The sequence below is a fragment of the Brenneria rubrifaciens genome (genome assembly GCF_005484945.1).
Classification (GTDB): Bacteria; Pseudomonadota; Gammaproteobacteria; order Enterobacterales; family Enterobacteriaceae; genus Brenneria; species Brenneria rubrifaciens.
The window spans coordinates 1,137,056-1,158,858 of sequence record NZ_CP034035.1; the positions used below are offsets into that span (position 1 = coordinate 1,137,056).

At 50.5% G+C, this 21,803-nt stretch carries 17 protein-coding genes and 6 tRNA genes; 4 read left to right on the forward strand and 19 right to left on the reverse strand.

All coding sequences use genetic code 11. From position 1 onward, the window contains the following. Nucleotides 1-177: 177 nt before the first annotated feature. On the forward strand, nucleotides 178-660 hold the full coding sequence (locus tag EH207_RS05320) for a zinc ribbon-containing protein (protein ID WP_137713052.1): 483 nt from the start codon (nucleotides 178-180) through the stop codon (nucleotides 658-660). A 231-nt stretch (nucleotides 661-891) separates the two neighbouring features. Here EH207_RS05320 and EH207_RS05325 read toward each other — a convergent pair whose 3' ends face one another. The 9 genes from EH207_RS05325 to miaB form a co-directional block, all read right to left on the reverse strand. After that, complete coding sequence (locus EH207_RS05325; RefSeq protein WP_137713053.1) at nucleotides 892-1,617, reverse strand: amino acid ABC transporter ATP-binding protein; 726 nt, start codon at nucleotides 1,615-1,617, stop codon at nucleotides 892-894. Then, complete coding sequence (gltK, locus tag EH207_RS05330) at nucleotides 1,617-2,291, reverse strand: glutamate/aspartate ABC transporter permease GltK (protein ID WP_137713054.1); 675 nt, start codon at nucleotides 2,289-2,291, stop codon at nucleotides 1,617-1,619. The genes EH207_RS05325 and gltK overlap by 1 nt, the downstream gene beginning before the upstream one ends. Nucleotides 2,292-2,294: 3 nt before the next feature. Continuing rightward, a complete protein-coding gene (locus tag EH207_RS05335; protein WP_137713055.1) occupies nucleotides 2,295-3,035 on the reverse strand; it encodes an amino acid ABC transporter permease in 741 nt (246 codons plus the stop codon). 262 nt (nucleotides 3,036-3,297) lie between these two features. Continuing rightward, nucleotides 3,298-4,194 carry a glutamate/aspartate ABC transporter substrate-binding protein gene (locus tag EH207_RS05340; RefSeq protein WP_137713056.1) on the reverse strand — a complete coding sequence of 299 codons (897 nt, stop codon included), beginning with the start codon at nucleotides 4,192-4,194 and terminating at the stop codon, nucleotides 3,298-3,300. A gap of 508 nt (nucleotides 4,195-4,702) precedes the next feature. After that, nucleotides 4,703-6,232, reverse strand: coding sequence for an apolipoprotein N-acyltransferase (gene lnt / locus EH207_RS05345; protein WP_137713057.1), 1,530 nt, complete (start codon nucleotides 6,230-6,232; stop codon nucleotides 4,703-4,705). Nucleotides 6,233-6,239: 7 nt separating this feature from the next. After that, nucleotides 6,240-7,118: a CNNM family magnesium/cobalt transport protein CorC gene (gene corC / locus EH207_RS05350; RefSeq protein ID WP_137713058.1), complete on the reverse strand. Its 879-nt coding sequence runs from the start codon at nucleotides 7,116-7,118 to the stop codon at nucleotides 6,240-6,242. A 105-nt stretch (nucleotides 7,119-7,223) separates the two neighbouring features. Beyond that, nucleotides 7,224-7,703, reverse strand: coding sequence for an rRNA maturation RNase YbeY (gene ybeY / locus EH207_RS05355; protein ID WP_137713059.1), 480 nt, complete (start codon nucleotides 7,701-7,703; stop codon nucleotides 7,224-7,226). Further along, entirely contained in the window at nucleotides 7,700-8,740 is a 1,041-nt protein-coding gene (locus EH207_RS05360) for a PhoH family protein (RefSeq protein ID WP_137713060.1), read from the reverse strand. The genes ybeY and EH207_RS05360 overlap by 4 nt, the downstream gene beginning before the upstream one ends. A gap of 243 nt (nucleotides 8,741-8,983) precedes the next feature. Continuing rightward, nucleotides 8,984-10,408, reverse strand: a complete 1,425-nt coding sequence (miaB, locus tag EH207_RS05365; protein ID WP_137713061.1) for a tRNA (N6-isopentenyl adenosine(37)-C2)-methylthiotransferase MiaB — start codon at nucleotides 10,406-10,408, stop codon at nucleotides 8,984-8,986. Nucleotides 10,409-10,633: 225 nt separating this feature from the next. Here miaB and ubiF point away from each other — a divergent pair, with 225 nt between their 5' ends. Next, a complete protein-coding gene (gene ubiF / locus EH207_RS05370; protein WP_137713062.1) occupies nucleotides 10,634-11,803 on the forward strand; it encodes a 3-demethoxyubiquinol 3-hydroxylase in 1,170 nt (389 codons plus the stop codon). A 116-nt stretch (nucleotides 11,804-11,919) separates the two neighbouring features. Here ubiF and EH207_RS05375 read toward each other — a convergent pair. The 10 genes from EH207_RS05375 to nagB form a co-directional block, all read right to left on the reverse strand. Next, nucleotides 11,920-11,994, reverse strand: a tRNA-Gln gene (locus EH207_RS05375). 6 nt (nucleotides 11,995-12,000) lie between these two features. Next, a tRNA-Met gene (locus EH207_RS05380) sits at nucleotides 12,001-12,077 on the reverse strand. Nucleotides 12,078-12,130: 53 nt separating this feature from the next. After that, nucleotides 12,131-12,205: transfer RNA gene (locus tag EH207_RS05385), tRNA-Gln, on the reverse strand. 36 nt (nucleotides 12,206-12,241) lie between these two features. Then, nucleotides 12,242-12,316, reverse strand: a tRNA-Gln gene (locus EH207_RS05390). Nucleotides 12,317-12,370: 54 nt separating this feature from the next. Next, nucleotides 12,371-12,455 (reverse strand) — tRNA-Leu (locus EH207_RS05395). 8 nt (nucleotides 12,456-12,463) lie between these two features. After that, nucleotides 12,464-12,540, reverse strand: a tRNA-Met gene (locus EH207_RS05400). A gap of 217 nt (nucleotides 12,541-12,757) precedes the next feature. Then, nucleotides 12,758-14,422 carry an asparagine synthase B gene (asnB, locus tag EH207_RS05405; protein WP_137713063.1) on the reverse strand — a complete coding sequence of 555 codons (1,665 nt, stop codon included), beginning with the start codon at nucleotides 14,420-14,422 and terminating at the stop codon, nucleotides 12,758-12,760. Between the two features lie 303 nt (nucleotides 14,423-14,725). Beyond that, complete coding sequence (gene nagC / locus EH207_RS05410; RefSeq protein ID WP_137713064.1) at nucleotides 14,726-15,949, reverse strand: DNA-binding transcriptional regulator NagC; 1,224 nt, start codon at nucleotides 15,947-15,949, stop codon at nucleotides 14,726-14,728. A gap of 21 nt (nucleotides 15,950-15,970) precedes the next feature. Beyond that, nucleotides 15,971-17,128 carry an N-acetylglucosamine-6-phosphate deacetylase gene (gene nagA, locus EH207_RS05415; RefSeq protein ID WP_137713065.1) on the reverse strand — a complete coding sequence of 386 codons (1,158 nt, stop codon included), beginning with the start codon at nucleotides 17,126-17,128 and terminating at the stop codon, nucleotides 15,971-15,973. Between the two features lie 20 nt (nucleotides 17,129-17,148). Beyond that, complete coding sequence (gene nagB / locus EH207_RS05420) at nucleotides 17,149-17,949, reverse strand: glucosamine-6-phosphate deaminase (RefSeq protein ID WP_137713066.1); 801 nt, start codon at nucleotides 17,947-17,949, stop codon at nucleotides 17,149-17,151. A gap of 443 nt (nucleotides 17,950-18,392) precedes the next feature. On the opposite strand from nagB, the gene nagE reads away from it, so the two are divergent. Continuing rightward, nucleotides 18,393-19,886, forward strand: a complete 1,494-nt coding sequence (gene nagE, locus EH207_RS05425) for an N-acetylglucosamine-specific PTS transporter subunit IIBC (RefSeq protein ID WP_137713067.1) — start codon at nucleotides 18,393-18,395, stop codon at nucleotides 19,884-19,886. Nucleotides 19,887-20,078: 192 nt separating this feature from the next. Next, nucleotides 20,079-21,737: a glutamine--tRNA ligase gene (glnS, locus tag EH207_RS05430; RefSeq protein WP_137713068.1), complete on the forward strand. Its 1,659-nt coding sequence runs from the start codon at nucleotides 20,079-20,081 to the stop codon at nucleotides 21,735-21,737. Nucleotides 21,738-21,803 lie beyond the last annotated feature (66 nt).

Below are 21,803 nucleotides of genomic sequence, written 5' to 3' on the forward strand. Positions count from 1 at the left end.
GGAATATTTCTGCGCTTTATGCTGAAAGTGCGGGGAAATTACGCAAATATGCGTTTCGTCACCCGTTTTGAACAAAAAACAGTCTAAAATAGAGGAAGATAGATCGACTTTTGGCTTGGCTCAGGCGCTGAGAGTCCACGATTCATCGCGTATCAATCAGACGATTCAGGAGTAAGCATGAACAAAGTAGCCCGCTATTACCGCGAGTTAATGGCTTCAGTGACAGCCCGGCTGAATAATGGAGAGCGGGATCTTGACGAACTGGTGCAAAGTGCCCGCAAGACGTTGCAGGAAAACACTGAGCTGACGCAAACAGAAATTGAACAGGTCATTCAGGCGGTAAAGCGGGATTTGGGGGAGTTTGCGCGCAGCTACGGTGAAAGCCAGGATGAGTTTTCCGACAGCGTGTTTATGCGAGTCATCAAAGAGAGCCTGTGGCAAGAGCTGGCGGACATTACGGATAAAACACAGTTGGAGTGGCATCAAATCTTCAAAGATGTGAACAACCATGGTGTTTACCATAGCGGTGAAGTGGTGGGGCTGGGGAGTCTGGTGTGCGAGAAATGCCATCACCATATCGAGTTTTATACGCCGGAGGTTCTGCCGCGCTGCCCAAAATGTTCACACGACCAGTTCCATCGGCAGCCCTTTCAGCCGTAACGATTGGATAAATTGTAAAAACTTAAATAGGAAAGCGAGGTTGATGACAAAGTGCGTCGAGCGGTGAGAATGGGTAGATCGTAAAGACGCTGCAAGTACGTCCCTGTAAGCTCGGGCCGCACCATCCCTGGTGCGGGCGCTTTACTCTTCTATCCCATTCTCACCGTTCTGGTTCCGTAGATAGGTTTATCAACAGTCTGAAAGCGTGCCGTCAGGCACGCTTTCGATACATCAGTGCAGGATCTTCGCCAGGAAGTCTTTCGCACGTTCGGACTGTGCATTATTGAAGAAGTCGTCTTTAGGCGTATCTTCAATGATTTTCCCCTCGTCCATGAAAATGACCCGATGGGCGACTTTACGGGCAAAGCCCATTTCGTGCGTTACAACCATCATGGTCATCCCTTCCTGTGCCAGTTCGACCATAACGTCCAGCACTTCGTTGATCATTTCAGGATCAAGTGCGGAGGTGGGTTCGTCAAACAGCATCGCGATGGGGTCCATGCACAGCGCACGGGCAATGGCGACACGCTGCTGCTGTCCGCCGGACAACTGACCGGGGTATTTGTTTGCCTGAACCGCCAGCCCAACACGCTCCAGCAGTTTTTGCGCTTTGACCCTTGCTTCTTCACGATTGCGTTTCAGCACTTTTACCTGGGCCAGCGTCAGATTATCAATGATGGAGAGATGTGGAAACAGCTCAAAGTGTTGGAAAACCATGCCTACTTTTGAACGTAGCTGAGCCAGATTGGTTTTTTTATCGTTAACAATGATACCGTTGACTTCAATTTCGCCTTTTTGGATAGGTTCCAGGCCATTAACGGTTTTTATCAAGGTTGACTTACCTGAGCCTGAAGGCCCGCAAACCACTACCACCTCACCTTTCTTCACTTCCGTGGAGCAGTCGGTTAACACCTGAAATTGGCCATACCATTTAGAAATATTTTTCAGGAAAATCATTAAACCGTCCTTTTTTTCAGGTAACTGACCAGCATTGATGCGCTGATGCTGATAATAAAATAGACAAATCCGGCAAACAGGATCATTTCAACTTGTGTTCCGTCACGCTCTCCGATGGTGGAGGCCGTACGGAAGAAATCAGCCAGGCTGAGCACGTAAACCAGCGACGTGTCCTGGAACAGGACGATACCTTGCGTCAGAAGCAGAGGAACCATGGCGCGGAATGCCTGCGGCAGAATCACCAGCTTCATGGACTGCCAATGCGTCATACCGAGGGCCAACGCCGCTGATGATTGCCCGCGTGAAACGCTGAGTATGCCCGCGCGGATAATTTCAGAATAATAGGCCGCTTCAAACAGCGAAAAAGCGACCATCGCTGAAATTAACCGAATATCGGTTTTCGGCGAAAGGCCAAGCACATTCTGCAACAAGCTTGGCACAACCAGATAGAACCACAGCAGCACCATTACCAGTGGCACGGAGCGGAACAGGTTAACGTATATTTTGGCGAACCAACTGATGGGTTTTATCGTCGACAGGCGCATAACCGCCAGAATCGTTCCCCAGATAATACCGACAATCACCGCGGTTAGCGTGATTTTGAGCGTGACGACCATGCCTGCAAACAGATACGGCAAGCTCGGAGAGATTGAACTCCAGTCGAATTCATACATGGCTTATTTGCTCCCCATATTGCCCGGCAAACGGGTTCTCTGCTCTACCACCTGCATGATTAGCATAATGACCGCATTAATAGCGATATAAAGCAGCGTAATGGCGGTGAAGGATTCATAGGCATGCGCAGAGTAATCCAGTAGTTTCCCAGCCTGTGCCGCCAACTCCACCAGCCCGATTGTCGAGGCGATGGCGGAGTTTTTGACCAGGTTAAGCATCTCGGATGTCAATGGCGGAACAATAACGCGATAGGCATTGGGTAATAAGACATAGCGATAGGTCTGCGGCAGCGTCAGCCCCATCGCCAGCCCTGCCGCCTGTTGACCGCGCGGCAGCGATTGGATGCCCGCTCGAACCTGCTCGCATACGCGAGCCGCGGTAAACAGACCTAGGCAGACCATGGATGACAGAAAGAACTGGATATTGGGATCGAGTTCAGCCTTAAACCACATTCCAATATCGGTTGGTAATAATTCCGGCACCACTAAATACCAGGTAAAGAATTGCACGATCAGCGGTACGTTACGGAATAACTCAACATAGCATGTACCAATTCCCGCAATAAAACGATTGGGGACAGTACGCAAAATCCCAAACAGGGAACCAAGTAAAAACGCGATGATCCAGGCACAGATAGACAATGCGACTGTGACTTGCAGGCCGGATAATAACCACCCCAGATAGGTGGTATTACCGAATGGGGCTGCTTCTAGAAATATGCCCCAGTTCCAATCTATTGACATAGCAAACTCCGGTAAAAAAGGGTAGCGAGGCTACCCCTGAAGATTGATGAGCGGCATATTACCCGTTATCTTTCAAACTACAAATGCGTTAGCTGCCCTGACTTACTCATGTAAGTTCTTGGGGTATTCATTCCGTTGCCGCTTTCCTGCATTTTGAAATCTATTGGATTTTCACATGCGATGGGGAACGATCACCACATGTTGGTCCTGCCACGAATCAGCAATCATAGGGCAGAGATTCTGCCCTTATTTCCTTTATTAATCAGTCTAAAGCCGTATCATTCGGCGTTTTGAACAGGGTTTTCATTTCATCAGAAAGCTCGAAGTTCAAATTAAGATCTCTTGGCGGGATCGGTTGTTTGAACCAGCGATCAAACCATTTTTCCGCTTCGCCAGAGGTTTGTATTTCCGTGATGGTGTCATCGACCAGCTTCTTGAATTGCGGATCGTCTTTACGCAGCATACAGCCGTATGCCTCTCTTGACTGCGGAGTACCTACGATATCCCACTGGCCGGCATTTTTCGATTTAGCGCGCTCGCCAGCCAGCAAGGCATCATCCATCATGAAGGCCACAGCGCGGCCGCTTTCCAGCGTACGGAAGGAGTCACCGTGGTCTTTGGCGCTGATGATACGCAATTTCAGTTGTTTTTCTTCGTTCATTTTGTTCAGAAGAATTTCAGAGGTGGTGCCTGAGGTTACCACCACCGTTTTACCGGCCAGATCGGTAAAATCTTTAATCCCGGAACCTTTTTTGGTTAACAAACGCGTACCGATAACAAAAATGGTGTTGGAAAAGGCGACTTGTTTTTGGCGTTCCAGATTATTGGTCGTTGAACCACACTCCAGATCGTACGTGCCGTTTTGTAACAGAGGAATACGATTCTGAGCAGTAATTGGCAGCAGCTTGACCTGTAGGTTAGGCGCATCCAGTTTTTTCTTGACGGCTTCTACAATTTTGTCCGAATAGGCCTGAGAGTAACCGACAACTTTTTGCTGATTATCGTAGTAAGAAAAAGGAACCGATGATTCGCGGTGGCCGATGACGATAACGCCATTGTCTTTTACTTTTTTCAGAGTGCCAGCGAGATCCTCTGCTTGAGCGAGGCTGACCGTAGTGCCTAGCAGAAGCAGTGATAGTGCCAGTTTTCGCATTTGCATGTTTTAACTCCTTTGCTGTAGTTATGGCGCTGTAATTGTAGATCTAAAATGGTATCGCTAAATTACGGATGACGTTTCGCCACTTCCACTGTACGGCTATGCACCCTTAAAGAGCGAAGTAGCAACGTATACTGTTAAAAAGTAGCTGATTGTAAATGGATTGAAATAGAAATGTTTGTTTTTTGCGAGTTCCGGTGCACCGAATAACGGCATCAAACCCACATGGCGCTGTATTGATGCATTCGTTGCCCCAAAAGCGTGCTTTCCTCCGAGGCCAGCTCGCTAAAAAACGTCGAAACAACCATTTACAGGATAGTAATAGGCAAATACCATGCCAGATATGTCGGTAACTTAATATAAACTATCGCTTTAGTGTAGTGACCGCTTTTATCTCTTTTCGTTTTCGCGTGAGGGCGTTAAGGTCGGTCGCTGCTGCAACTTAGAGATTGAACAGCGTAGTTTAGAAAGGTGAAGGCATTAGCATCCCTTCACCTGTGCGGAAATAACATCAACGGCGTTGCCGGCTGAAAATCACGGCCACAAAACCGCCAAGCAAGGTGAATATCCAAAGCGGCCAGCCGCCAAAGCGGGCATAAGGCGTTAGCCCACTGGCTGGAACAACCTGAGTATCTAACACGGCGCGCGCAAATTGTGGCAGACCGGCGCTGATTTCACCATCAGGAGTGATGACCGCCGTAATACCATTGTTAGTGCTGCGGATCAGAGGACGTCCCAATTCCAGTGCACGCATGCGCGCCATCTGGAAATGTTGCCACGGGCCGATAGAGTGGCCGAACCAGGCATCGTTCGAGATGGTTAGCAGCATGTCGGTGTCCTCACGGAAATTATCACGCAGTTGCTGGCCTAGGATAATTTCATAACAGATGGCGGCGTTGAGTTTAAAACCATTTACGCTGAGCTGGGGCTGTAGATAATTCCCGCGACTGAAAGAAGACATCGGTAAATCGAAGAGCGGTGCCAGCGGGCGCAACAACGTTTCCAGCGGAACAAACTCGCCGAATGGCACCAGATGATTTTTGTTGTAGCGGTTGCTGGTAGGGTAGTGATAAGGCGTTTTATCACCCAGCACAATAATACTGTTGTAGTAATCAACCTGACTACCATGACGGCGTACGTCGACAATGCCTGTGATAAGACTGCTGTTGTGGCCGCGAAGAATATCGTCAATCTGGGTAAGATAAGCCCCTTGCCGGCGCTCAATATCGGGGATCGCCGATTCAGGCCAGATAATGATCGGTGCTTTATCTATATAGGGCAGGCTGTTATTCAGATAAATATTCAGCGTATTCGATAGTTCATTCGGGTCCCACTTTAGGGATTGGGGAATATCTCCCTGAACCAATGCGATATTGACTGCCCGCTCAGGAAGCAGATTAAACCACTGGACATTGCGCAAGGGCCACAGTAATGCCAGCAGAACCAGTGCAATAACGGCGGGGCCGATTTTTCGCTGGTGCAGCGCGAGAACGGTCAGGCCGCTGATACTCATTAGCACAAAGGTAATCGCGTCAACACCGAAGACCGGCGCAATTCCTTTTAGCGGCCCGTTAATCTGACTGTAGCCAAATTGCAGCCACGGAAATCCGGTGAGCACCCAGCCGCGTAAGAACTCGGTGATTTGCCATAAGACGGGAGCAGCAAGAGCTAGACGCCACCAGCTCGCTTTGGGCCATAAACGCGAGATCACTGCGGAAAATAGCAGCGGGTAAAGCGCCAGATAAGCCGCCAGCAACACGACAAGGGCAATATTGATCGGCCCCGGCATGCCGCCGAACTGGGCAATGCTGACATATACCCAGTTAATGCCGCTGCCGAACAAGCCGAATCCCCAACTGAATCCAATCCAGGCGGACTGGCGTGCCGTGCGGTTCAGTGTCAGAGCCTGTAACCCGATTAATGAAACCAGCGCGGCAGGCCAGAAATCAAAAGGAGAAAATGCCAGCGTACCAAAGGCGCCAGACAAAAGCGCCAGCAGGATGCGAACCCGCTGACGTTGCAGTAAAGAAGCGAAAGCCATTGCTTATTTAATCTTCCAATTGCGGTTGAGGAGCGTTGTCAGGAATCCTGACGTGAACCTGGATAATGCGTCGGCTGTCCGCCATCGCGACTTTGAACTGATAGCCCTCTATATCGATAGTTTCACCGCGAGCGGGTAAATGTCCGAAAGATTGCATGATGAGACCGCCGATGGTATCCACTTCCTCGTCGCTGAACTGGGTGCCAAAGGTTTCGTTGAAATCTTCGATATCGGTCAGCGCTCTCACTGTAAAAGTGTGGCGGTTGAGCTGACGAATATCACGATCTTCCTCGTCGTCATATTCATCCTCGATTTCACCGACGATGAGTTCCAAAATATCTTCAATGGTGACAAGGCCGGAAACGCCGCCAAATTCATCAATAACGATAGCCATGTGATAACGCAGTGAGCGAAACTCGTTCAGCATCCGGTCAACACGTTTACTCTCCGGTACCACTACGGCGCTACGCAGCACTTTTTCCATGCTGAAAGCCTCTGAATCGCTGCGCATAAACGGCAGTAAATCCTTGGCCATCAGAATACCTTCAATATGGTCTTTATCTTCGCTAATCACGGGAAAACGGGAGTGGGCGGATTCGATAATGACATCGAGGCATTCTTCCAGTGTCTGATCCCGTTTCAGCGTAATCATTTGTGAGCGAGGGATCATGATGTCACGAACGCGCTGCTCTGCAATATCCATCACGCCTTCGAGCATATCGCGGGTTTCTGGATCGATCAGATCATTTTGTTCGGAATCACGGATCAGGGTCAGCAAATCGTTACGATCTTTAGGTTCGCCGTGAAAAAGCTGATTGAGGATAAGGGAAAAGAAACCCTTCTTGGGACTGGGGCTATCGCTGTTTTGAGAATGGTCGTCGCTCATGGCGTTTTAATTGAAATTACTCATGTTAAGGGAAAATTATCGGAAGGCTTGGGCATTGAGGCCGGGCCTTCTGACGTATAAAAACAGAATTTCTAATTATTGGGCTTATTCGATTAGACCGTCTTTTTCTGCAAGATAAGGGTCAGCATATCCCATATCCTGCATAATCTCGGTTTCCAATGCTTCCATTTCCTCGGCCTCCTTGTCTTCGATATGGTCATACCCTAGCAGATGCAGGCTACCATGGACAACCATATGTGCCCAGTGCTCTTCCGGCGTTTTCTGCTGCTCGGCGGCTTCCTGTTCGACAACTTGACGGCAGATGATCAAATCCCCCAGCAGAGGCAATTCAATCTCCGGCGGCGCCTCGAAAGGGAAGGAGAGCACATTGGTCGATTTGTCTTTATCTCGGTAGGTGGAGTTAAGGTGGCGACTCTCCGCTGCATCGACGATGCGGATCGTCACCTCCGACACTTCCTGAAACCGGGGCAGCACGCCTTCCAGCCAACGCTGAAAATCCTTCTCATCAGGCAAACCCTGAGTCTGTTCGCTGGCGATTTGCAAATCAAGAATGACTTGGCTCATTTGTGCTCCTGTGCTTCACGTTTACGTTGTTCCGCCAGTTCATCTTTACGTTTCTGCTCTGCGTTTTCCCAGTCTTCATACGCATTGACAATGCGAGCGACAACCGGATGCCGCACCACATCTTCGCTGTGGAAGAAGTTGAAACTGATCTCTTCGACATCCGACAGTACTTCGATAGCATGGCGCAAACCTGATTTCTGGTTGCGCGGCAAATCGATTTGAGTGACATCGCCCGTGATCACGGCTTTTGAATTGAAACCGATGCGGGTCAGAAACATTTTCATTTGTTCAATGCTGGTATTCTGGCCTTCGTCGAGAATGATAAAGGCGTCGTTCAGGGTTCGGCCGCGCATGTAGGCCAGCGGTGCGACTTCGATGACGTTACGCTCAATCAGTTTCTCAACACGCTCGAACCCCAGCATTTCGAACAGGGCGTCGTATAAGGGACGCAGATAAGGGTCAACTTTCTGGCTTAGATCGCCGGGCAGAAAGCCGAGCTTTTCTCCGGCTTCCACCGCGGGCCGCGTCAGCAATATACGGCGGATTTCCTGGCGCTCCAGCGCATCGACGGCGGCGGCGACGGCCAGATAGGTTTTACCGGTTCCCGCCGGTCCGACGCCAAACGTGATGTCATGGTCGAGTACGTTGGCAATATATTTGGCCTGATTCGGCGTGCGTGGCTTGATAACACCGCGTTTGGTCCGAATATTGACGGCTTTGCCGTAATCCGGGATGTTTTCGGCTGATTGCTCCAGCACACGTGATTCCTTGAGCGCCAGATGAATTTGCTCTGGATCGATATCACCGATGTCGCCGCGAACCGGAGCCGTATCGACATACAGGCGCTGAAGGATCTCGGCGGCGGCCTGAATATATAGCTCGTTGCCGACCAGTTTGAAGCTATTGTCCCGACGATTAATTTCGATACCCAAACGACGCTCAAGCTGCTTGATGTTGTCGTCAAACGGGCCGCAAAGGCTGAGCAAACGTTGGTTATCTGCGGGTTCAAGGGCAATCTCTTTTGTCGTTACGTTCAAATTATTCCTCTTGGGGTTTATTGAACCTGCTTTAGTCGGCCGGTTCGGAGCTTGTCATCAGAATCGCACTGTTTATGGTTGCGTCGTCTCGGGGATTATTTATCGTGAATGCCCAACGGTGCAAGTAACAATCATGATATTGGGACGCGGTTTCGCAAAACCAAATGTCATGGTGATGATAGCCCGCCATAAAAATGGGCGGCAGCGCCACCCATGATGAGTATGACAAGAAGGTAAAAGGAGTTAGGGCTGGTAAATGCCAACGCCAATTTCATTTTCTTTGCGTGTACGGGCGATAACCTGGGAAGGTGACTCGTGAACACGCAAATCCATTTGGTCTTCTGTACGTACCACGATACCGCGCAGTGAGTTCGGGTAAACGTCGACGATTTCCACATCGACGAATTTACCAATCATGTCCGGCGTTCCTTCAAAGTTGACGACACGGTTGTTTTCTGTGCGCCCAGACAGTTCCATCACGCTCTTACGAGAAGTGCCTTCAACCAGAATACGCTGGATGGTGCCCTGCATGCGGCGACTATATTGCATCGCCTGCTGGCTGATGCGTTCCTGCAAAATATACAGGCGCTGCTTTTTCTCTTCCTCCGGTACGTCGTCGACCATGTCCGCGGCAGGCGTACCCGGCCGGGCAGAGTAAATAAAGCTGTAGCTCATGTCGAAGTTTACGTCAGCAATCAGTTTCATGGTCTGCTCGAAGTCAGCCTGCGTCTCGCCAGGGAAACCGATGATAAAATCGGAGCTGATCTGAATACCGGGGCGCGCGTTATGCAGTTTGCGGATAATCGATTTATATTCGAGAGCGGTATGACGGCGTTTCATCATCGTCAACACGCGGTCGGAACCACTTTGCACGGGGAGATGAAGGAAACTCACCAGTTCAGGCGTATCGTCATACACGCTGATAATGTCGTCGGTAAATTCTATCGGATGGCTGGTGGTGAAGCGAATGCGGTCGATACCGTCAATCGCCGCAACCAGGCGCAGCAGTTCGGCAAAGGAGCAGATATCGCCGTTGTAGGTTGCGCCACGATAGGCGTTGACGTTTTGTCCTAACAAATTAACCTCACGGACACCTTGTTCGGCCAACTGCGCAATTTCAAACAGGACGTCATCACACGGGCGGCTGACTTCTTCTCCGCGGGTATAAGGCACCACACAAAACGTACAGTATTTATTACAGCCTTCCATGATGGAAACGAATGCCGTCGGGCCTTCCGCTTTGGGCTCCGGCAGACGGTCAAATTTCTCGATTTCGGGGAAACTGATATCCACGATCGGGCTACGGGTTCCCTGAACGTGGTTAATCATTTCCGGCAGGCGGTGCAGTGTTTGCGGGCCAAAAATCACATCAACATAGTGCGCGCGTTCACGGATATGCGCGCCTTCCTGTGATGCTACACAGCCGCCAACGCCAATAATCAGATCGGGATTGCTATCTTTCAGCGCTTTCCAGCGGCCAAGTTGATGGAAGACCTTTTCCTGCGCTTTTTCGCGGATCGAACAGGTGTTAAGCAGCAGAACATCGGCCTCTTCCGCGACCTCGGTTAATTCATAACCATGCGTACTTCCCAGTAAATCGGCCATCTTTGATGAATCGTATTCATTCATCTGACAGCCCCAGGTTTTAATATGCAGTTTTTTTGTCATCGACTTGCCATTACTCAGTGCGGGTAAGAAAGATTCCCTTGATTCGGGGCGGGTATTGTAATCGTTCGCTGACGTTGTGACCAGTGTCTGAAAACGGCCGATCGGGTAACGTTTTCACTTTTATAAAATAACCGCTTTTCTGAAAAGTTAATCCGAAATCCAGTACACTGTTTTAGGTGTTTCCACGAGAGTTAACGACGATAGCTACAGAGGAAGAAAACCATTATGCATTATGATGCGATCGTTGTCGGGGGCGGTATGGTCGGTGCCGCCGCCGCATTGGGTCTGGCTCGGGATGGCTTTCAGGTTGCGGTTGTCGAGCAGGAAGAAGCGCCTGCGCTTTTTGATAGAGAAAGCGCGCCCGATCTCCGCGTCTCGGCGGTTGGCTATTCCTCTGTCGCGTTTCTAAAAAAGCTCGGCGCCTGGCAGCGGGTCGAACGGATGCGCAGCGCGCCGTATCGTCGCCTTGAAACCTGGGAATGGGAGAATGCCCGCGTGGTGTTTGATGCGGCGGATATCCATCTGCCTGAGCTGGGATTCATGGTGGAAAACCGGATTTTGCAGTTGGCGCTTTGGGAATGTTTGAGCGAAGAGGATAATTGTCAGCGCTATTACCCGGCGGCGCCTGAATGCTTACAACAAACCGGTCAGGGCTGGAGTTTGCAGCTTGAAAATGGGCACACGCTGAGCGCGTCACTGGTGATTGGTGCTGATGGCGCAAACTCTCAGGTGAGGCAGTGGGCCGGTATCGGCATCAGCGGCTGGCAGTATCGCCAAGCCTGTATGTTAATCAGCGTCGAAATGGCCTATCCGCAACAGGATGTGACCTGGCAGCAGTTTACGCCCGCCGGGCCACGTGCGTTTTTGCCGCTGTTTAACCATTGGGGCTCGCTGGTCTGGTATGACAGTCCGCAGCGAATTCGACAACTCCAGGCAATGCCGCTGGCACAGTTGGATAAAGAAATTGCGGCGACTTTTCCTGCGCGTCTGGGGCCGGTCAAATCGTTGGCGGCAGGCTCGTTTCCGTTGGTGCGACGCCATGCGCAAACCTATGTTCAGCCGGGGCTGGCGCTGCTGGGGGATGCCGCGCACACCATCAATCCTCTGGCCGGTCAGGGGGTGAATTTGGGGTATCGGGATGTTGAGGCGCTGCTGGATGTGCTGAGGAGTGCACGCGATACAGGAGAAGAGTGGTATTCCGAGCGGGTGTTGCGTCGTTACCAGCATCGTCGCAAGCCTGATAACCTGATGATGCAAGGCAGTATGGATCTGTTTTATAACGCGTTCAGTAACTCGCTACCGCCGCTCAGTTTGGCGCGTAATCTGGCGCTAATGATCGCCCAACGCGCAGGCAAATTGAAACAGCATGCCCTAAAGTACGCGATTGGGGTTTAAGCCTCGTTTGTTTAGCACACTATTCTTCTGCGCCGCTGATATTGCGGCGCAGAAGAGTGTGCTGATCGGATCTTCAGACGTAAAGAAGCCCGCATTTTACTGCGGGCTTCTTTATTTGGCTGGGGTACGAGGATTCGAACCTCGGAATGCCGGAATCAGAATCCGGTGCCTTACCGCTTGGCGATACCCCAAAAATGTGGTGGCTACGACGGGAATCGAACCTGTGACCCCAGCATTATGAGTGCTGTGCTCTAACCAGCTGAGCTACGTAGCCAAATCTTACTGCTCTTTTTGCTATGCTTCAAAAACCTTAAACATCAATGATGATGGCTGGGGTACCTGGATTCGAACCAGGGAATGCTGGTATCAAAAACCAGTGCCTTACCGCTTGGCGATACCCCAAAAGGACAGCGATTTTCCAGCAATGCAAATTGAATATGGCTGGGGTACCTGGATTCGAACCAGGGAATGCCGGTATCAAAAACCGGTGCCTTACCGCTTGGCGATACCCCATCAATAACAAAACACTATCAAGCTTCAAAAAGCGATGTCAAACCGTGAAAGTAATGGTGCGGGAGGCGAGACTTGAACTCGCACACCTTGCGGCGCCAGAACCTAAATCTGGTGCGTCTACCAATTTCGCCACTCCCGCAAAAAAGATGGTGGCTACGACGGGAATCGAACCTGTGACCCCAGCATTATGAGTGCTGTGCTCTAACCAGCTGAGCTACGTAGCCATCTTTTCCGCGTCACCTTCATCGGCGTTGCGGGGCGCATTATGCGTAGTTGACCTAATTGCGTCAACAAATTTTTTCCCGAAAAGTGCATACCTTGTACCGTTTGTTTGGGTTGTGAACAGTATGGTGAGAAAAGCGTCAACAAGCAGGTTTTACCGATAAATTGAATAGAAAAAACGGGCCGCTAACGACCCGTTTTGTAGGGCAAATAATCAGATTATTTATAGGCGGACTGGTGTACGCCAACGGCCCGGCCCGAGGGATCATCCATCTTTTGGAAGGACTCATCCCACTCAATGGCTTTAGCGGACGAACAGGCTACTGACGGGCCCCCTGGAACACATTCAGCCGCACTTGGAACCGGGAACAATTCTTCAAAGATTTCTCGATACAGATAGCCTTCTTTGGAGTTCGGCGTGTTGTATGGGAAACGGAAGTGTGCGGTTTCCAGTTGCTGATCGGTAACCTGCTGCGCGGCAACTTCTTTCAGTGTGTCAATCCAACTGTAGCCCACGCCGTCAGAGAACTGCTCTTTTTGACGCCATGCGACGCTATGCGGAAGATAGGATTCGAAACATTCGCGCAGAATGTGTTTTTCCATTTTGCCGTTGCCGCACATTTTATCGCGTGGGTTGATGCGCATGGCCACATCCAGGAAGCTTTTATCCAGGAACGGTACGCGAGCTTCCACTCCCCAGGCTGACATCGCTTTGTTGGCGCGGGCGCAGTCATACTGATGCAGGGCCAGTAATTTGCGCACGGTTTCTTCGTGCAGTTCTTTGGCGTTTGGCGCTTTGTGGAAATACAGGTAGCCGCCGAACACTTCATCAGACCCTTCGCCCGACAGCACCATTTTAATGCCCATTGCTTTGATCTTACGGGACATCAAATACATTGGCGTTGAGGCGCGAATGGTCGTTACGTCATAGGTTTCGATGTGATAAATCACGTCACGAATGGCATCCAGACCTTCTTGTACGGTGAAGTGGATTTCGTGGTGAACCGTACCCAGATGTTCGGCCACTTCCTGAGCGGCTTTCAAGTCTGGGGAACCTTCCAGACCGACCGCGAAAGAGTGCAATTGCGGCCACCAGGCTTCGCTACGTTCATCGTCTTCGACGCGGCGAGCGGCGTATTTTTTCGTAATGGCGGAGATGATGGAAGAATCCAGACCGCCAGACAGCAGCACGCCGTAAGGGACGTCAGACATCAGGTGGCTTTTCACGGATTCTTCCAGCGCGTCACGCAGCGCTTCAGCGTCGGTTTCGTTGTCTTTGACGTTTTCGTAATCGAACCAGTCGCGGCGATAGTATTCGCGGATTTCTCCGTCTTGGCTCCACAGATAGCTTCCCGCCGGGAATTCTTTAATGGTGCGGCATACCGGAACCAGCGCTTTCATTTCAGAAGCGACATAGAAGTTGCCGTGTTCGTCATAACCCATGTACAGCGGGATGATCCCCAAGTGGTCACGGCCAATCAGGTAAGCGTCTTTCTCGCTGTCATAGAGGACGAAAGCAAACATACCACGCAGATCGTCCAGGAATTCAGGGCCTTTTTCCTGATATAACGCCAGAATCACCTCACAGTCGGAACCGGTCTGGAACGCGTAGCGGTCACCGTATTGCTGGCGCAATGCCTGATGGTTATAAATTTCGCCGTTAACGGCCAGAATGTGGGTGTGCGCAGCGTTGTACAGCGGTTGAGCACCGGTATTTACGTCAACGATAGACAGGCGCTCATGAGCCAGAATCGCTTTGTCGCCAGCATAAACGCCGGACCAGTCAGGACCGCGGTGGCGCATTAGACGCGATGATTCCAGCGCTTTTTTACGCAGTTCAACAGGATCGGTTTTAAGATCGAGCACACCGAAAATAGAACACATAAATGACTCCCTCAGTTCACTTGTATCGCCAAGTGAAGCATTGTTTTCAGATTAGCCAGATGCGGTTCACGTGGCGAACAAGGCATTTCGTGTTTCCGCATCACGATTACGGATGCTGTGTTAGTAGCGATGATTTAGCATCAAAATGCCACTATAATTCAATATTACATAATGAAAAAAGCCATCTTAATGTTGTTTCGATAATTTATTCTATTATTTGATGAATAATCGATAAATTAATTCAGTGGAATAAACGAATTTTTAGGGATTACATAATCCGGCATAGCGCGACAAATTGGATAATCAGTGATTTTCAAGCAGATGTTGCAGCAAAATACCCTTCAGCATCGCGCGTTTTACCAGCGCAAAGGCGCCAATCGCTGAGAGATGATTCAGGGTGGACACTTCAACCGGCAGGTTGATACGGAAATCTTTTAATACCTGCGTGTTGATGCAACGCTGTATGGCAGGCAGCAAGATTTTTTCAGCTTCCGTGATTTCACCGGCAATCACGACTTTTTGCGGGTTGAACAAATTGATGGCGATGGAAACCGCTTTGCCCAAGTAGTGTCCGGCATGTTCGATAACTTCCTCGGCCAGCGTATCGCCCCGATTAGCGGCTTTGCAGATGGTTGTCATGGTGCAGTTGTCGGGGGAAATTTTGCTTGGATAGCCTTGTTGCAATAAGCGCTGTATCCGTTGCTCAATTGCCGCATTGGAGACAACCGTTTCCAGACAACCGAAATTACCGCAGTGACAGCGTTCCCCGAGCGGATCAATCTGGATATGGCCGATTTCCCCAACGTTACTGTTATTGCCGAGAAAGATTTGTCCGTTGACCAGAATACCCGCCCCGGTTCCGCGGTGAACGCGCACCAGAATGGAGTCCAGCGAATCGTGAGTGACGCCGAAGTAATGTTCCGCCAGCGCCAGACTGCGAATATCGTGTCCGACAAAGCTGGTGACGTGGAAATGACGTTGCAGGTTTTCGACCAGCGGCCAGTTGTTGACGTTGATATGCGGCATGTAACGAATAATGCCCGCATTCGGATCAACCAGTCCCGGTAATGCAATGGAAATGGCGATCAGTTCGCGGATTCGGCGCTGGCGGCTGTCGATAAAGTAGTCGATAGCTTTGAACAACGCGGTTTCCAGCGTTTCCTGCGTGTTTTCCGGCAGATTATAGTGTTCTTCCTCCAGCGATTTTCCTTGCAGGTCGTACAGCGCGATGGTGGCATCGTGGCGGCCGAGCCTGACGGCGATAGAGTGGAAAGGACGGGTTTCGGTGACAATCGATATGGCGCGTCTGCCGCCCGTGGAAGCCTGTTGGTCTACTTCTTTAATCAACCCGCGTTCCAGAAGCTGACGGGTAATTTTTGTGACGCTGGCGGGGGCAAGCTGGCTTTGTTCTGCAATCTGTATCCGTGAGATGGGACCATGCTGGTCAATCAGACGGTATACGACCGCGCTGTTCAACTGTTTAACGAGATCAATATTGCCTATCTGCGCCTGTCCGCCTGTGGTCATGAAAAAGTTACTCGCTTGTAATCAGGGCTTTGTTAGCGCCAACATATCGTCACCGTTAACAAAGGTATTGAGAATATGGTAATCACGATTGAACACTGTCAAATTAGCAACTTTACCACCTTCAATACTGCCTAACTGCTTGTCCACGCCGATAGCCCGGGCAGGGTAGAGCGTTGCCATGCGGATGGCTTCATCCAGCGGAATACAGGCATGTTCCACACTGTTGCGTACGGCCTCAATCATTGTGAGGGCGGAGCCGCTTAAGGTGCCGTTATCATCCACACACCACCCGTCGCGGTAGTATATGGTTTTACCAGCAAAAATGAACTGCTCGATGTCCGCGCCGGCGGGTGCCGTGGCGTCAGTGACCAGCACCAGTTTGTCACCTTTGATCCGTTTACTGTTACGGATGTTTGCCCAGTCAACGTGTAAACCATCAGCGATAATACCGCAATAGACTTCTGGCGCATCGTAGATGGCGCCGACCAGACCCGGCTCACGCCCCGTCAGGCAAGGCATGGCGTTAAATAGGTGTGTGGCAAGGGTGATACCTGCGGCAAATCCTTGTTTGGCCTGTTCCCAGGTCGCGTTGGAATGCCCTGCTGAAACCACAATCCCCGCATCCGTAAGCTGACGGATGATCGATGATTTGACTTTTTCCGGCGCCAGCGTGATTTTTGTGATGACATCTGCGTTTTGACACACGAAATCAACCAGTTCTTTCCCCGGCTGACGAATAAAGGCGGGATCGTGCGTGCCTTTTTTGATGATATTCAGCCAGGGACCCTCAAGATGCAACCCCAGCGCCTGATGACGGTTTTTCGCGAGATAGGCCCGCATGACGCCGACGGCATGCTTTATAAACGCATCGCTGGAAGTGATAAGCGTCGGTAAAAAGCTGGTGCAGCCTGATTTCTGATTGGCCTGCTGCATTATCTCCAACGTTTTGATGGAAATGGATTCCAGTGAGTCATTAAACTGGACGCCGCCGCAGCCATTGAGTTGCAGGTCGATAAATCCAGGGGCAATCGACGCACCGCCCAAGTCATGCTTTTCCAGATCGGCGGGAAGCGTGTCAACGTGGCAGACACGCTCTATCAGACCGTTGGCAATCACGACGGCATGATTATCAAGCACCTGGCGACCGGTAAAAATCCGGCCATTTGTTAAAGCAAACATCATCAACTCCCGGCTACAGATTAAAGATTTTTCATATTTTCCGCTTCTAACTCTCGGAAATATTTAACGGTTTTGACCTTCAGTTCCATGGTGGAGGGTTCATCGCAAACCATCAGCGCTTTAGCATGAAGCTGTAGACAACTGATTGTCCACATGTGGTTTACATTTCCTTCCACCGCCGCCCGTAATGCCTGTGCTTTATTGCGGCCGGTGACCAGAATCATCACTTCTTCGGCGTCCAGCAACGTTCCTACGCCTACGGTAAGGGCATATTTCGGCACCAGACTCACGTCACCGCCAAAAAAACGAGAGTTGGCAATGCGTGTTTCTTCCGTCAGGGTTTTGATACGCGTTCTGGAGGCTAAAGATGAGGCGGGTTCATTGAAAGCAATGTGTCCATCGTTGCCCACTCCCCCCATAAACAGGTGGATCTTGCCATAGAATTTGATTTTATCTTCATAGCGGCGACACTCTGCCGCGATATCCTTTGCGTTACCGTTCAACAGGTTAATATTTTCCTGCGAAATATCAATGTGATTGAAAAAATTCTGATACATGAAGGTATGATAGCTTTCAGGATGATTGGCGGGCAGGCCGACATACTCATCCATATTGAACGTCACAACGTGTTTGAAACTCACCAGACCGGCTTGATGCATGACTATGAGTGCTTTGTAGGCTTCCAGCGGCGAGCTGCCTGTTGGGAGACCGAGAATAAAGGGGCGGTTGACGCTGGGGCTAAAATCGTTAATTTTCTGGACGATATAATGTGCGGCCCATTTGCCAACGTCAGCAGCCGTATTTAAGGGGATGAGTCTCATCAGTGCTCTCCTGGTTAACTTAATAAGCGGTTACGTCATCTACAATTCGCGGTTGTGCGGGCATTTCTCGTCCCTCCCTGTCTTCAGGTTATCCAGGTTTCTGTGAGTGGGTTCCGTTGCCGCCATACCGCGCCTTGATAGCGACAGGACTAAAATAAGTATTAGGCGAAATCGCGCTGTCAGCGCGTTTCAGTACCGAGTTTAAAACCGGACCTCAGTGTACCTTGTTTTTTTTTATCTTAAAATAAGTGGGTGTTTTATTCAGGTATAAACTTTTTATATGCGATTTTTTAGCGATTGCTATCACATAATGCTTGGGTTTAATTTGCGTTGCGAAATATTTTTCTTACACTCCATGCCAAAACCACGCCTCATGGTTTTTCTGGGCAGTGAGCAAGTTTAACTGGCGGTATTGTTTGCCCCACAGGGGAAGAGAGGGAAAGGTGAGTATTCTTAACTATTTACAGAAGGTTGGGCGGGCACTGATGGTGCCTGTCGCTACGCTGCCTGCCGCCGCCATCCTGATGGGCGTCGGCTACTGGATTGATCCGGTCGGTTGGGGAAGTGAAAACGCGCTGGCGGCTCTGTTTATCAAATCAGGCGCAGCCATTATTGAGCATATGGCGGTGCTGTTTGCCGTGGGTGTCGCGTATGGCATGTCAAAGGATAAAGATGGCGCCGCCGCACTAACCGGTTTTGTCGGCTTTCTGGTGCTGACCACGCTCTGCTCACCCGCGGCAGTGTCTATGATTCAGAAGATCCCGGTCGATCAGGTGCCTGCGGCTTTCGGGAAAATTGAAAATCAGTTCATCGGTATTCTGGTCGGGGTTATTTCTGCGGAACTGTATAACCGCTTTAGTCAGGTGGAATTGCCAAAAGCCTTGTCATTCTTCAGCGGGCGTCGTCTGGTTCCAATTCTTACCTCATTCCTGATGATTGTGGTGGCGTTCATTTTAATGTACGCTTGGCCGATCATCTATAATGCGCTGGTGGCTTTTGGCGAGAACATTCAGCAATTAGGTTCGATTGGCGCTGGTGTCTATGCGTTCTTCAACCGCTTGTTGATTCCTGTCGGTCTGCACCATGCGCTGAACTCGGTATTCTGGTTTGACGTGGCCGGGATTAACGACATTCCGAATTTCCTGGCTGGACAACAGTCTATCGACGCCGGTAAAGCGGTTATTGGAATTACCGGACGATATCAGGCCGGGTTCTTCCCGATCATGATGTTTGGTCTGCCCGGCGCCGCGTTAGCCATCTATCACTGCGCGCGCCCTGAGAATAAGAGTAAAGTCGCCGGGATTATGATCGCGGCCGCATTTGCTTCCTTCTTCACCGGGATCACCGAACCGCTTGAGTTTTCATTTATGTTTGTCACGCCGGTGCTGTATTTCCTCCACGCGCTGCTCACCGGGATTTCGGTTTTCATTGCGGCCAGCATGCATTGGATAGCAGGTTTTGGCTTTAGCGCCGGACTGGTGGATATGATACTGTCATCGCGCAACCCGCTGGCAACGCACTGGTATATGCTGATACCGCAAGGGCTGGCGTTCTTCGTGATTTACTATCTGGTATTCCGTTTTACCATCACCCGTTTCAACCTACTGACGCCGGGGCGTGAACTGTCCGTCACGGGTAGCGAGGCCGATGGAGATATTGTCAATACGGCGTCAGCGGCACCCACGGCCAAAGACAGCCATCAACTGGCGCGTGGCTACTTGCAGGCGCTTGGCGGCAAAGATAATCTGGTTGGAATTGATGCCTGTATTACGCGTTTGCGTCTGAATGTCGCGGATTCCGGCCTGGTTGATGAAGCTCAGGTCAAACGGCTCGGCGCGGCGGGCGTTGTCCGTCTCAATAAGCAGAGCGTCCAGATTGTGGTGGGGACGCAGGCAGAATCCATCGCTTCCGCGCTGAAGAAAATCAGTCAAGAGTGACGCCATTTGGCGCCATGTGAATGGCGGTCCGTTATATTCAGTAGCGTCATATCGGTTAAATATGCGGGGTGAGATCACTGTCTCACCCTTTTTTTTCATCATTGATAATTTAATGAAACTAACGGTTGTTTCCAGGCGTAGCTTGTTGGATCATTAACGGTTATAGGTCGTTTTAGCATTGAGGAATCGAGAATGAGTGAGGCTGAAGCCCGCCCAACTAACTTTATTCGCCAGATTATTGATGAAGATTTGGCATCCGGTAAGCACGATCGCATTCAGACGCGCTTTCCACCGGAGCCTAATGGTTATCTGCATATCGGGCATGCGAAGTCTATCTGCCTGAACTTTGGTATTGCCCGTGACTACCAGGGGCAGTGTAATCTGCGTTTTGACGATACCAACCCGGTAAAAGAAGATATTGAATACGTCGAGTCAATCAAACGTGACGTAACATGGTTGGGTTTTTCATGGAGCGGTGATGTTCGCTATTCTTCCGATTATTTCGATCAACTGCATCTGTATGCGGTTGAGTTGATCAGCAAAGGGTTGGCGTATGTTGATGAACTGACGCCGGAGCAGATTCGTGAATACCGTGGATCGCTGACGTCGCCGGGTAAAAATAGCCCTTATCGTGACCGTACCGTACAGGAGAACCTGGAGCTGTTTGAAAAAATGCGTAACGGGGGTTTTGCCGAAGGAACCGCCTGTCTGCGCGCTAAAATTGATATGGCATCGTCGTTTATCGTGATGCGCGATCCGGTTCTCTACCGTATCAAGTTTGCTGAGCATCACCAGACCGGTAATAAGTGGTGCATCTACCCGATGTATGACTTTACCCACTGCATTTCCGATGCGCTGGAGGGGGTGACCCACTCCTTGTGTACGTTGGAGTTTCAGGATAACCGCCGTTTGTATGACTGGGTTCTGGACAACATCACCGTTCCCTGCCATCCGCGTCAGTATGAGTTTTCTCGTCTGAATCTTGAATATGCCATCATGTCTAAGCGTAAGCTCAATCAACTGGTCGAGGAAAAGATTGTCGAGGGATGGGATGATCCGCGAATGCCGACCATTTCCGGTTTACGTCGTCGCGGCTATAGCGCCGCGTCTATCCGCGAGTTTTGTGCGCGTATTGGCGTCACCAAGCAGGACAACATTGTCGAAATGGTGGCGCTGGAATCCTGTATCCGTGACGACCTGAACGAAAATGCACCGCGTGCTATGGCAGTTCTGGAACCGGTGAAACTGATTATCGAAAATGTGCCTTCAGACCATGAAGAGTGGGTCATCATGCCGAATCATCCGAACAAACCGGAGATGGGCACGCGCCAGGTGGCGTTCAGCCGTGAGGTTTATATTGATCGCGCTGACTTTCGTGAAGAAGCCAACAAGCAGTACAAGCGTCTGGTGCTGGGCAAAGAAGTTCGTCTGCGTAACGCTTACGTGGTCAGGGCCGATCATATTGAGAAAGACGAGCAGGGCACGATCACGGCCATTTATTGCCGTTACGATCCTGAAACGCTAAGCAAAGATCCGTCAGATGGTCGCAAAGTGAAAGGGGTTATTCACTGGGTGTCGGCCGCACACGCGCTGCCAGCGGAATTTCGCCTGTACGATCGTCTGTTCAGCGTCGCGAACCCGGCAGCGGCGGATGATTTTCTGTCCACCATTAACCCGGATTCACTGAAAGTCGTTCACGGTTTTGTTGAAGCAAGTCTGGCGCAGGCTGAAGCCGAAAAAGCCTATCAGTTTGAACGAGAAGGTTATTTCTGCGCAGATCGCGTTTACTCTCGTGCTGGGCATCTGGTGTTCAACCGTACGGTAGGCTTGCGGGATACTTGGGTTGGCTAACGCCGGGTAGATTGGTCAGATGAGGTAAAAAATAAAACCGCCGCGGCGGTTTTATTATATGCGGTA

Excerpts from the sequence above, each read along its gene's own strand:
- corC (WP_137713058.1), bottom strand. The coding sequence starts at position 7,118 with ATGAGCGACGACCATTCTCAAAACAGCGATAGCCCCAGTCCCAAGAAG.
- EH207_RS05320 (WP_137713052.1), top strand. The coding sequence starts at position 178 with ATGAACAAAGTAGCCCGCTATTACCGCGAGTTAATGGCTTCAGTGACA.
- gltK (WP_137713054.1), bottom strand. The coding sequence starts at position 2,291 with ATGTATGAATTCGACTGGAGTTCAATCTCTCCGAGCTTGCCGTATCTG.
- miaB (WP_137713061.1), bottom strand. The coding sequence starts at position 10,408 with ATGACAAAAAAACTGCATATTAAAACCTGGGGCTGTCAGATGAATGAA.
- EH207_RS05340 (WP_137713056.1), bottom strand. The coding sequence starts at position 4,194 with ATGCAAATGCGAAAACTGGCACTATCACTGCTTCTGCTAGGCACTACG.
- EH207_RS05335 (WP_137713055.1), bottom strand. The coding sequence starts at position 3,035 with ATGTCAATAGATTGGAACTGGGGCATATTTCTAGAAGCAGCCCCATTC.
- EH207_RS05325 (WP_137713053.1), bottom strand. The coding sequence starts at position 1,617 with ATGATTTTCCTGAAAAATATTTCTAAATGGTATGGCCAATTTCAGGTG.
- lnt (WP_137713057.1), bottom strand. The coding sequence starts at position 6,232 with ATGGCTTTCGCTTCTTTACTGCAACGTCAGCGGGTTCGCATCCTGCTG.
- ybeY (WP_137713059.1), bottom strand. The coding sequence starts at position 7,703 with ATGAGCCAAGTCATTCTTGATTTGCAAATCGCCAGCGAACAGACTCAG.
- nagB (WP_137713066.1), bottom strand. The coding sequence starts at position 17,949 with ATGAGACTCATCCCCTTAAATACGGCTGCTGACGTTGGCAAATGGGCC.
- glnS (WP_137713068.1), top strand. The coding sequence starts at position 20,079 with ATGAGTGAGGCTGAAGCCCGCCCAACTAACTTTATTCGCCAGATTATT.
- nagA (WP_137713065.1), bottom strand. The coding sequence starts at position 17,128 with ATGTTTGCTTTAACAAATGGCCGGATTTTTACCGGTCGCCAGGTGCTT.
- nagC (WP_137713064.1), bottom strand. The coding sequence starts at position 15,949 with ATGACCACAGGCGGACAGGCGCAGATAGGCAATATTGATCTCGTTAAA.
- ubiF (WP_137713062.1), top strand. The coding sequence starts at position 10,634 with ATGCATTATGATGCGATCGTTGTCGGGGGCGGTATGGTCGGTGCCGCC.
- asnB (WP_137713063.1), bottom strand. The coding sequence starts at position 14,422 with ATGTGTTCTATTTTCGGTGTGCTCGATCTTAAAACCGATCCTGTTGAA.